This window comes from Glutamicibacter sp. AOP12-B1-11 (assembly GCF_052379245.1).
GTDB lineage: Bacteria > Actinomycetota > Actinomycetes > Actinomycetales > Micrococcaceae > Glutamicibacter.
Map to the genome: position 1 here is coordinate 1 of NZ_JBQSYL010000052.1, position 11,306 is coordinate 11,306.

The 11,306-nt window shown below is 52.7% G+C and carries 11 protein-coding genes; 4 read left to right on the forward strand and 7 right to left on the reverse strand.

Annotated features, from left to right (window positions below; genetic code table 11):
* From ACT3UQ_RS19015 to ACT3UQ_RS19025, 3 genes are all read right to left on the reverse strand, one after another.
* The coding region (locus ACT3UQ_RS19015) for an amino acid ABC transporter permease (RefSeq protein ID WP_444637736.1) at positions 1-541 on the reverse strand (541 nt) is incomplete at its 3' end.
* Entirely contained in the window at positions 508-933 is a 426-nt protein-coding gene (locus tag ACT3UQ_RS19020) for an ABC transporter permease subunit (protein WP_444637738.1), read from the reverse strand. The genes ACT3UQ_RS19020 and ACT3UQ_RS19015, both read right to left, overlap by 34 nt.
* Positions 934-952: 19 nt before the next feature.
* Complete coding sequence (locus ACT3UQ_RS19025; RefSeq protein ID WP_443452123.1) at positions 953-1,861, reverse strand: ABC transporter substrate-binding protein; 909 nt, start codon at positions 1,859-1,861, stop codon at positions 953-955.
* A gap of 231 nt (positions 1,862-2,092) precedes the next feature.
* On the opposite strand from ACT3UQ_RS19025, the gene ACT3UQ_RS19030 reads away from it, so the two are divergent.
* Entirely contained in the window at positions 2,093-2,821 is a 729-nt protein-coding gene (locus ACT3UQ_RS19030) for a GntR family transcriptional regulator (protein ID WP_443452121.1), read from the forward strand.
* 59 nt (positions 2,822-2,880) lie between these two features.
* On the opposite strand, the gene ACT3UQ_RS19035 is transcribed toward ACT3UQ_RS19030, so the two are convergent.
* From ACT3UQ_RS19035 to ACT3UQ_RS19050, 4 genes are all read right to left on the reverse strand, one after another.
* Positions 2,881-3,855: a hydroxyacid dehydrogenase gene (locus ACT3UQ_RS19035; protein ID WP_443439028.1), complete on the reverse strand. Its 975-nt coding sequence runs from the start codon at positions 3,853-3,855 to the stop codon at positions 2,881-2,883.
* Positions 3,856-3,939: 84 nt separating this feature from the next.
* Positions 3,940-5,343: a 2-oxoadipate dioxygenase/decarboxylase gene (gene hglS, locus ACT3UQ_RS19040; RefSeq protein WP_444637740.1), complete on the reverse strand. Its 1,404-nt coding sequence runs from the start codon at positions 5,341-5,343 to the stop codon at positions 3,940-3,942.
* A 26-nt stretch (positions 5,344-5,369) separates the two neighbouring features.
* Positions 5,370-6,809, reverse strand: a complete 1,440-nt coding sequence (locus tag ACT3UQ_RS19045) for an aldehyde dehydrogenase family protein (RefSeq protein ID WP_444621214.1) — start codon at positions 6,807-6,809, stop codon at positions 5,370-5,372.
* A 47-nt stretch (positions 6,810-6,856) separates the two neighbouring features.
* On the reverse strand, positions 6,857-7,792 hold the full coding sequence (locus ACT3UQ_RS19050; protein WP_444621215.1) for a 2-hydroxyacid dehydrogenase: 936 nt from the start codon (positions 7,790-7,792) through the stop codon (positions 6,857-6,859).
* A gap of 644 nt (positions 7,793-8,436) precedes the next feature.
* Between ACT3UQ_RS19050 and ACT3UQ_RS19055 the strand changes: the two genes are divergently transcribed.
* The 3 genes from ACT3UQ_RS19055 to ACT3UQ_RS19065 form a co-directional block, all read left to right on the forward strand.
* Complete coding sequence (locus ACT3UQ_RS19055) at positions 8,437-9,546, forward strand: tyrosine-type recombinase/integrase (protein ID WP_096253691.1); 1,110 nt, start codon at positions 8,437-8,439, stop codon at positions 9,544-9,546.
* A complete protein-coding gene (locus tag ACT3UQ_RS19060; RefSeq protein WP_096253690.1) occupies positions 9,543-9,884 on the forward strand; it encodes a helix-turn-helix domain-containing protein in 342 nt (113 codons plus the stop codon). Before ACT3UQ_RS19055 ends, ACT3UQ_RS19060 begins: the two co-directional genes overlap by 4 nt.
* Before the next feature lie 358 nt (positions 9,885-10,242).
* Positions 10,243-11,306: hypothetical protein (locus ACT3UQ_RS19065; protein ID WP_444637741.1), on the forward strand; the 1,064-nt coding region annotated here is incomplete at its 3' end.

Sequence of the window (11,306 nt, forward strand, 5' to 3'; positions counted from 1 at the left end):
CCTCTTCCGCAATGGCTGATGGGTTTTTAGATGTGTTGGAAGGAGATGGACTTATTTTTTTGCGTCTTTTTCCTTTTTCTCCATATCCACGGTTAAATACTCGCTCGACGCGGCTTTGTATCCACGTGAGAATGGAGACGAGTATGAGATACCAAATGGTCGCCACGGCGAGAAGTGGGATGACTTGATAGTTTTGCGAGTATACGATCTGTGCCGAGTAGAGAAGATCGCTAAGTGCAAGGACGCTCACCAGCGAAGTACTTTTGAGCATAGTAATGACTTGGTTTGCTGTGGGAGGCACGATCAGACGCATGGCCTGCGGGAAAATGATGCGTTGGATCACTTTGAGGGGTTTCATTCCAAGTGCGTGAGCAGCTTCGCTCTGTCCCTTGGCAACGGCAGCAATGCCTGATCGGATGATTTCCGCCATATAAGCACTCTCATGCAATGACAAGGCCAGGAATGCCGCCATGAAAGGACTGATGATCTCATTGGCGTTCAAAGTGATCAGAGGTGCTGAACCTGGAATTCCCAGTTCCAATTGGGGAAGAGTGCTGCCAGGTTGAAGAAGAAGAGTAGCAGCACCAGCAGAGGTACTCCACGAAAAATCCAGGTATATACGGTAGCTATCCACTGCAGCGGGGGGCTCGATGAAAGCTTCATAAGCGCTATCACGGCGCCGAGAAGGGTGCCTGCAATCATGCATAAGAAGGTCAACAGTAAAGTGTTCGCAATACCAGTAAGAATGATGGTGCTGAACAGGTAAGCGCCGATGACCTGCCAGCCAAAGCGTTCATTACCAAAGATGGATAAGAGAATAACCAGCGCCAAAATAATGACAATGGCAGAAAGTATAATCTGTTTGATGTTTCTGGGAACCACTACTGCCGGGGCCGGGGCCGGGGCAGTGACAGGATCTAATTGTGATGGCACTGGCTATTGTCACCTTCTCCTATTTTTTGATTTCAGCGTGGTCGATGGCAAGATTTTCGACACCATACATTTCCATTGTTTGCTTGTATACGCCAGAGTCGATCAGATTGTTCATGGCGGCGGCTAGCGCCTCAGTCAGCGGTGAATCTTTTTTGATTCCGATACCGAGGATAGAACCATCTGTGAGCGCATCTCCAACTTCAATTTTGTCGTTGAGGTTAGCGGCGTAGAGCAGAATGGGCGTATCGCCGGCCATTGCATCAACCCGACCACTGTCGAGGGCAGAGAGCGCCTTCTGCTGGTCCGGAAATCCTTGGACATCAATAGGTGCATCGCCGGATTTCTCACATGCTTTGGATTTCACGGGCATGACTTCAGTGAACTGGAACGAACCAACTTCTAATCCGACGGACTTACCGCAGAGTGTGTCAGCGGTAATGTCCTTGGGGTTCCCCTTGGGCTGGGCAAGGGAGCTGTTCGCGAAGTAGTACTGAACGAAGTCGAGAACTTTGATTCTGTCGTCAGTGATGGCCATATTGGAGGCAGTCGCATCATAGCGTCCTGCCTGTATGCCCGGAATGATCTGATCCATCGAGGCTGCTTTGACGGTGACCTTGAGGCCTAGTACTTCCCCGATTTGCGCCATGAGATCAGGGTTCAGGCCAACGACTTCACCTGTATTCTGATCTGGGTAGCCTAATGGCGCCATTCCCATAGTGGTGGCGACTTCAAGAGTGCCTTTATTCTTCACATCGGCAGGAAGAAGGTCGGCTGCTTCCTGATTGAATTCAGCAGTCGGTCGTGTTTGTGATTCCTCACCGGAATTCTTAGACAATGCTGCTTCAGGATCGCTACATCCAGTTAGAGCCAGCATCCCAATCGCAACGATACTTACAAGCATCTGAGAGCTTTTGCGAATGTTTTTCATCGTTTATCCTCCAAAGGGGATGTGTCGCATGTTACATGATACGGATCACAATACATGCTTGTTCCTAAAAATGAAATGAGTCAGTAAAAATGACTTTCGGAACGTAGTTAAGGGGTCGAGGGCTCGTGAGCTCTTGACCGCAAGAAGTGTAGATTGACAATTATGAATAACCAACCAAAGCCTGCATGTTACGTGTAGCATACCTATTAGGGACGACTACTAGGAGGTTCCATGACTGCGGCAACTTCATCTTTGCAGCCAATAAATACCCAGCAGGTTACTTTGACCGACCGCACCCTGAAAGCGGTGCGCGAGGGGATCCGTACAGGAACGCTGATACCAGGTGAGCTGTATTCCGTATATCGTTTGGCAGAGGATCTGGGGGTTTCTAGGAGTCCCGTTCGTGATGCGTTGCTGCGGCTTGCGGAAACGGGGATCGTTAATTTCGAGCGAAATAAGGGCTTTAGGGTGGTGTTGCCTGGGCCAAAGGAACTTGCGGAGATGATTTCAGTGCGGATCGCGCTGGAAGTTCCTGCCGCCGAACGGGCAGCCCTCAACATCGGAAACGACGTGGAGAACTCACTTCAGGCGGTCTATTTATCAATGGAAAGAGCCGCCCTAAATAATGATGAGCCTCTGTTCATGAATGAGGATCAACTCCTACATGGAGTGATTCTGAAGCTTGCGGACAATAGCTATGCTGAACGCGTGATTGAGACTCTTCGCGATGCGATGCGCCTGGTTGGGGCTTCGACTATTAAGGGGTCCAGAGATTTAGGCGCCGTTCTTGTGGAACATAAGCCGATCGTCGATGCCATCTGTGCAGGAAACGCACTAGAAGCAGGGCGGGCCATGAGTGCTCACTTGCGAACGACGGGGAGAGTGCTCCTTGCTGATGCGGTGAAACGCAACAATTCAAATCTTGACCCCGATGAGCTTTGGGAACGACTTATCAACTGATGGGATAGGAAGTAATCCAAGAACGCTCACCGGGTCGGCCCCAACCCAGTGAGAGTGATTTAGCGCGGCATGCTCTGCATTTGACCTAACTCTTGAATTACTTGGGTGGTGACTTGCGTTGCCATTCGTTGGAGAGCTTCTTCGGTCATGGCTGCCATATGAGGGGTCAGGATCAGGTTTGGAGCGCAGAAGAGACGTGAATTTGGATCTGGTGGCTCGGTTGCATAGACATCGATAGCAGCTCCGGCCAAATGACCCGACTCCAAAACCGAAATCAAAGCTTCCTGATCTACTAGTTCACCCCTAGCAGCATTAATCAGGATAGCGCCAGGTGGCATCATCTCTAGCTCGCTACGGCCAATCAGATGATGACTGTCTGGCCCGCCAGGCACATGCAGACTGACGATGTCTGAGCGAGATAACAACTGGTTTAAGTCATCCACCAATTCGAACGGTCGCTCCTTGGTCTTATCGAGGTAGGGATCATAAGCGGCGACATGCATTCCCAGATGATTGGCTAGTCGTGCAACGGCCGCTCCAATGGCCCCGGCTCCAATGAGTCCAAGTCTGGTTCCATTTGCTTCCCGGCCAGTAAGGCTGGCGCGATCGACTTGGCCAGGTAGTGACCCTGCATTGGAGGAGAAAGCGCCCTGTCTGAGCGAAGTGCTGACTTCAGGAATTCGCTTGAGCAGCATAAGCGCAACAGTAATGACATACTCCGCGACTGATGCGGTATTAGCCTGTGGCGTGGTGACGACTTTAATTCCGAGATTCTTCGCTGCTGTTAGGTCTATGTTGTCTGTACCCGCTCCGTGTCGGCCGATAACCTTTAGGTTGGGGGCCTTTTTCATCATTTCTTCGGTAAAGAGTGTGCTCCGGATGATGACAGCATCGGCTTTGCCGAGGATTTTTTCGTACTCATCATTTTCTGCCGACGGCATATGCTCAAGTTCGCAATGCTTCATGAGAAGTTCAATTCCCATGGGGTGGATCGACTCCATCAAAGCAACGAGCGGAAGTTTAGTTATAGACATTATTGATCTCTCAGTTTGTGGAGACGTGATGTGAGGTGCGTATTCTGGTGTGGTCAGAACTTGGGTGATGCTAAAGGGCTACGACTACATCCAGGGGAGGGTCAGGTCTTCTGGCTGTATTCCAAGTTGTTGGCAGACTCTAGCCAGTGATGATGCACGTTCCTGGGCGTAGATTTCAAAGGAATCTAATACTGGTGTCCCGATTCGATCGGACATCCAAGCAGCGTCCCGGGGAGCGTCGCCCTGTGCGTCGCGGACGTTGCCATCACCTGAGAGATTTGAGGCAAAGATGCCGGCAGCTGATTGGGGGAGGAAGTCTTCGTAGACAATTGGTTCAATACGAATATGGCCCTCTGAGACCATATCGATCAACTGAGATGGCATGTCTGAGGCAGGTCTCTCCGATACGAGCTCGAAAGTAAAGTACCCAAGGTCCTTTTGAAGGAATTCAGCTTCAGTTCGAGGGAACCGCTGTGCCCAGATTTCTTGAGCGACGTCGGCACGATCTCGTCTGCTTTGAGCCGATTCGGCATCTACCTCAGCCATACTTGAATCGTAAACGGCACGCCCGGTGGGAGTGAGAGCTATACCTCTAGCCTCAACTTCACCAAACCTGACTTGAAGCGCACCTTCGCATACTGAGCCGTCGGCTTCTTTGAACATACGAGGCTCCGAAAGCGCACGGAAAGAGGTTTGCCGAAGTAACACATCTGGCCCCTCACATTTTGGAGGGCCCTGGATGGAATCGATCATGCTGATTCCTCGAGCTTCCATTCGAGAATAGAGCTCGTCTATGTTGAGTACGCGGGGTGTCAGATGATTGATATGGGTTGTGGAGACACCACCAATATCCGCTGCGACGCTGGAAATACTTTCAAGTTCTTCGTACCATTTTCGATCGACTGGTTCAGAAGACAAGGCAAATGCGGAAGCCGCGAGAGTCAGGAAACGTTGGGCTTGCTCTTCAGGTAGACCTTTTCCAGCCACTGATAAATCGGCTAAGGCTAACAACTCATCGGAAAACAAGGTCCTTTGGGAGATATACTCCTTAAGTCTCTGTTCCAGCTCCAACGTAAAGAATCTACGATCTTCGGGGACCAACATGGAGGTGAAGACTCTGAAGGGGTTCTCGGCGAGCTCGTGTCGGTCGATGGGGCGGAAAGCCGTTGAAACCACGGGAATGGGCTTTGGCTTCGCATCACGAAGATCATAGAAATTGACCGAGTACATTCCAACCGCGCCGAAAATCCTGGCCGCTTGAGATAGTTCCTCCGGACTTCCTACTCGAATGGCCCCATGTCGCTCGGCCGTCACTCGTTCCAGACTTCCAAACAACTCAGCTTGTTCCGGGTGCTGGCGTTGGTAATCCTGGTTTACTTCCTGCGCTACATCTACCAACATGTTGTATGCGGGGACCTCCTCACCGTAGAGTTCGGAGAGGACCCGGGAAAGTCGCTTACGCAGCTCTGTTTGTGTTACATGGCTCATGTGGTTTTGACGTCCTGTCTTCGATCTTAAGAGGTGGTCGTGGTGTATACCGTGGAAGAAGTGGTGTAGAACTCGCGGGCGGCCGCGCCTTGTTCATGGGGACCGAAACTCGACGACTTCGTGCCACCGAAAGGCACGTTAAGCTCGGTCAAGGCTGTGGAACGGTTGACGTGCAGCATGCCTGCGTCGACTTCGCGTAGGAATTTGTTGACTGACTGCGGTGACTCACTAATGATCCCTGCGCATAGTCCGTAATCTGTGTCATTAGCTGTCTCAATGGCTTCATCGATTCCGTCCACTTCAATAAGGCAGGCGACGGGGCCGAAGATTTCTTCCTGGTTGATCCTCATATCCGATCGACCACCTGTAAATAGCGTTGGCTGCATGAAGAACCCTGGGGTTGACGCATCAAAAGCGGCGCCTCCCGATAGAATTTCTGCTCCTTCATTCACCCCGATCTTTACGTACTCCAGTACGTTTGACAGTTGATTTTCACTGGCGAGCGGGCCGAGGTCGGCGGTCGAGTCCAGAGCATGACCGACGGTGAGCTCAGCAATCCGATTGACAAGGCATGTCTTAACTTCTTCAATGATCCCCTTCGTCACGATGACCCTGCTTGTTGCAGTGCAACGTTGACCGGCAGAGTAGTAGGCACCATCGATAACGGCCTCCACCGCCGTTGGGATATCAGCATCGTCTAAAATGACTAGACTGTTTTTTCCTCCCATTTCGGTTTGGACTTTTTTATTGCCGATATTGATACAGTCTTGGATGATCTGTTTCCCTGTTTCACCCGATCCTGTGAAGCTCACGGCATCTATTGATTTCGACTTCGAAATGCGATCGCCAACGGCTCTTCCCGAGCCCATGACTAAGTTGAAAGCACCGTGAGGAAGATTGGTTTCGGAGATTATTTTTGCTAGGTTCCATGCCGATGCCGGAACTAGGGTAGCGGGCTTGAACACCACCGTGTTGCCGAAGGCGAGAGCAGGGGCAATTTTCCAAGCGGGGATGGCAAGAGGGAAGTTCCATGGGGTAATAATTCCCACGGTCCCAACGGGTTTCCTCACCGTATGAATCGATGTCCGTTCTCGTGAAGATAAGAACATCTCACCAGTAGCTTGCTGCAATTGGTGAGCATAGTAGAGGAAAGTTCGGCCCGCTCGCTCGGCTTCACCGACTCCTTCGGTGACTAGCTTTCCTTCTTCGCGGGCAATGCACTTCCCAAGCTCATTTTTTTGCTTTAATATTTCCTCACCGATATGGGTGAGTACTTCGCTCCTATTTTGCGCTAGGGTCTCGCCCCATTCGTGCTTAACATTGCATGCAGCCTGAATTGCTCGATCTGTATCGCTACTTGTTGCTTGTGCGTAGTAACCAATAACGTCGGTCGTCTCCGAGGGATTAACGTTTGCTTGATATTCCCCAGGAACCCATTTGCCGTTAATGAAGTTGTCGTATTGCATTCAGTTTCTCCATATACGGTGGCTGTTTGTCATGAGATCGGTGGTGCTCAAGATGAGGCCCTGTGGAAGTCTTTTCCATTCAAGAAGTTTTCGATGTTTTCGACCACCCCTGTGGCCAAAGCAGAAAAAGCCTGGGGTGTGTTGTACCCCTGGTGTGGTGTCAGCACTACGTTCCCTAGCTGGAGAAGACGATCATTGCTCTCTGGGGGTTCCTGTCTGAACACGTCAAGGCCGGCCGACAGATGACCTTTCTCTAATTTGTCCTCGAGCGCGAAGTCTTCAATAAGTTCCGCGCGTGCTGTGTTGAGCAATATTGCTCCGGGACGTAATCTGTCCAGCATGTCGGCGGTGATGATGCCGTGGGTCTGAGCATTCAAAGCTAAATGCAAACTGACTACATCGCATTGATCAAAAATTTCTGGCAAGGGCGTCAACTCAACATTCGCCTCGGCGTTAGTTACCGGCGATCTGTTCCAAATCAGGACGTTCATTCCTAGAGCGCGCAGAAGCTTGGCTACATGTGCTCCGATTCCACCGTAACCGATGATTCCAGCCGTTTTTCCGGCGATCTCCATCCCTGAAGGGAAAGGGCGCCAACGGCCGGTTCGTACATGCCTGTCACCTTCAGCTGTCCTCCGAGCCACTGAAAAAAGCAGCGCGATCACATGTTCGGCAACCGCCGAATTTCCATAGTCAGGTGTGACAGCGACCTCGATACCCTTTTTCTGAGCCAGAGGAAGATTGACGAAATTCGATGCACCCTGCCCAACATAGGCCACAAGGCGCAGATGAGGTGCTTTGACCAGAACTTCATCAGGCAAGGTTCCTCCCAGGATGATCACCTGAGCTGCGCCAACGACGGAAACGAAATCTGCTGCCGACTCTGGAGTGCCTTCATGGACTCTTAAAGTACCTATGGAGCGTAAACGTTCAAAGAGCCCGAGCTTTTGAAACAACGATGAGCTCGATTCATTCGCATCCACATACACAATATGTGGGTTCTCATACCTCGGGCTCATTTATCTAATCTCAATTCATCAGTGCGCTTACACATGTTGTGGATGATGAGAGATACGAAGAATTCTCGTATTTGCAACAGTAGGGTCATGACCCTTTTGAAGCACATCGCATGTGGCATGTTACTGACATTAGTCAGCAGGTCCACAGCTGTCAATGGGTCGGCGCACGGAAAATGCAAGCTATCATTTTATTCGCTAACGCATTTGCTTGCTACGGCGGGACCGGGGTCCTCGGAGGGAAGCGGCAAAATGAAGACTGCCCCCGGTTAACACGCTATGCAAACAGCTTATGGAGCAACACTATTTACATTATCTATTGATTAATTTTTAGGCCGATAATTCTGATTATGTCAAGTAGAAAAGACTCTATTTGCTCCTGCCGCACATGATGACATTTCGGGTAACGAACCGCATTGACCCCCAACTACCTTTTGACCTGAGCTTTATCAGTGGTGACGTCCGTCAGGCTGGCGATGTTCCTAGTCTAGAACGCCGCTAAAGATCCAGCGGCAATGTATGTGTTGACGTGCTTTTCCGACTCAGCTATTGCGAGTCTCGCAAATAATGTGCAAGAATCGCAATCCAGTTTCGAGCGCTGAGGACGGTCGATGGGCAACAACGAAAATGTTTTATTTGCTCCGTTCGGTGGGAACGATCCCGACCCGGACGCTTTCCTCAGCATGGTCTTGGATGGCTGGGCCCAGCAGCAAAGAGCAAAAGACTTCGCGCTAGCCACGATTCGGACCCGACGGAACGTGGTGATGAGTATGGTGGACTTCGCCGGTAGTTATCCGTGGGAATGGAGCCTCGGGGACGCTGACGACTTTTTCTCGCATGCCAGGGCTGTCCGAAACCTCTCCCATGGGACCGTTCGCGCCTATCAGGGTCATATTAAGCTCTTCTGCGAGTACGTCTGCGACCCTCATTATGACTGGTGCGAACAGAGCGCGAAGCTGTTCGGGCAAGTCTTCGCTCAGGTAGTTACCGAACTGAACCACATCACCCACGCCCAACCCTCCGAGGCACGCCCTGCCAAACGGCCGTTCACTCAGCGCGAGCTGCAGGAGCTCTTCGACTTAGCTGACGTTGAAGTCGAACGGATCTTGGACTCCGGCCGCAAAGGCGCTTTGGCCGCTTGGCGTGACGCGATCGCATTCAAGAGCGCCTACAGCTGGGGCTTGCGTGCCAACGAGTTGCGCCACCTTCAGGTCGTGGACTATTCGCGCAATGCGCAGGCACCCTATCTCGGCGAGCAGGGGGTGCTTCGCGTGCGCTGGGGGAAACCACACCGCGGTTCGGCGAAGAAACCCCGCTCAGTACTGACCATCTGGCCTTGGTCAGTGGAAATGATCCAGGATTGGATCCGCAATGGTCTCCCCCGCTACGGGCATCCCGTAAATGATCTTTTCCCCACCACAGGGGGCTCCATTGTCGGTGAGTCCCACCTGCTCGGTAAGCTACACACACTCATCGACGAACTCGGTTTCCCTCCCGGACTTGATCTCCATTCTTTCCGGCGCTCCTACGCCACCCATCTGATCACCGGTGAAGGATTCGACGTCACCTTCGTTCAGCTTCAGTTGGGCCATGAGCACGCGGCGACAACTTCGATCTATACGATGCCTTCGCCCGACTACCAACGTCTTGCGCTCGAACGGGCCCATGAACGCACTATCCAGGCCGCCCTTGGGCTGAAACCATCGAGGAGGAACTCATGAGCCGCCGCGAGATCACTTACAACTGGAAGCTACGCGAAATCATGGCACGACGCGGTGTCCATACCGCTAAGGACCTCGCTGAATTGCTTCACGAACGCGGTATTACCTTGACCCCCAACGCCATCTGGCGCATCGTTACCCAAGAGCCCGAACGAATAGCTTTCAAAGTCCTCGTTGCACTCTGCGACGCACTGGATGTCACCCCCAATGACCTCATCACCTACACCGTGACGGATGCCAAGACTCTCAGGCAGCGTAGCAACGCAACTGGGCAGAACCTTCCTGAACTGCGCCAGTACAGGCCAGTGCGCGCACGAATCGTTGAAGACGATGAGTAACCCGGGCCGTCCGGCCACGGGAGGCAACGGATCAGCCCGCATGCCCACGCTCGAGAACCTCACACCACAGAAGAAGAGAGGCCGTCCCCGCTCAACGGGCAACCACACCTGTTGCCGTTGTCAGCAGCTAGTCGCCAAGATTCGGGTCCGCTGGACAGACGGGTCAGTCTGCGGCGTATGCTTCACTCAAGCCACGCACACATACGGTACCTGCCCGGACTGCCGCGAGCACCGGATGCTCCCTGGCATCTCTTCTGCCACCGGTGAACCGATCTGCCGCGATTGCGCCGGCATTGCCACAGAGCTGACCTGCACCCGCTGCAGACGCGAAGCAGAACGATTCCGCGCAGGCTTATGCATGCAATGCACTCTCACCGACGACCTTACTGCTGTCCTCAAACCTAACGAAGATCTACGACTTCACCGCCTCATAAAGCTGCTCACAGAGACAGGGCGACCCGAGAGTATTTATACCTACATGCGTCCGGGCACCAAAGCCCGCCATCTCCTAGAAAAGATTGGAAACCGAAACCTCGCACTCACCCATGAGGCCTTCGACGAGCTACCCACCTCAACAGCTGCTGAGCACCTAAGAGCCTTGCTAATTCACCATCGCATGATGCCCGAGCGCGGAAACGAAAACCTCGCTCGTTTCGAGCAATGGATCACAGCCAGAGTCGCCTCCCTGCCCACTGACGGGACAAGCCATATAGTCGAACTCTTCGCCAGGTGGCGCCACCTCAAACGAATCCGCGACAAAGCCGCAGACCCGGAGACCAACCACAGTACCGCCATCAGCGCCGCGAAACAGGAAATCACCGAGGCAGGGAAACTTCTCCTCTGGCTCAAGGAGACGCACGATATCGGCGCAGAAAAGCTCCAACAGAAGCACATCGATGACTACCTGAGCAGTGGCCCCAGCACCCGAAAACACATCCGAAACTTCGTTCGCTGGCTCAATAGTCAGCCAAGCAGCCGCACCCATGAGCTTGATACGCCCTTCCGAAAAGCTCAAGCCAACCCAATGATTACCCACATGCAGCGGACTGAACTCGTGAGGAACTGTTTAGAACACCAGCAAGTAGCTCGGTCTACGCGCCTGGCTGGTTTGATTCTTTTGCTATGGGCACACCCGCTGAACAAGATCGTCCTGCTTCGCCGAGAACATCTCATCACTGCTCCGGACGGCATGCGCCTCAAGCTCGGAGCAACACCGGCTGCCGTACCCGCAGCCCTCACTGAGCTGTTCTGGCAACAATTACAAAACCCTGAGAACAGCAACACCACGAATGCTGGCACCGACTGGCTCTTCCCCGGCACTCGTGCTGGCCAGCATCTACACCCGGACACCCTCGCCGGACGGCTCAAAGTCCTCGGCATCGATCCTCAAAGAGCACGCAACGCGACGCTGCGCAGCCTCAC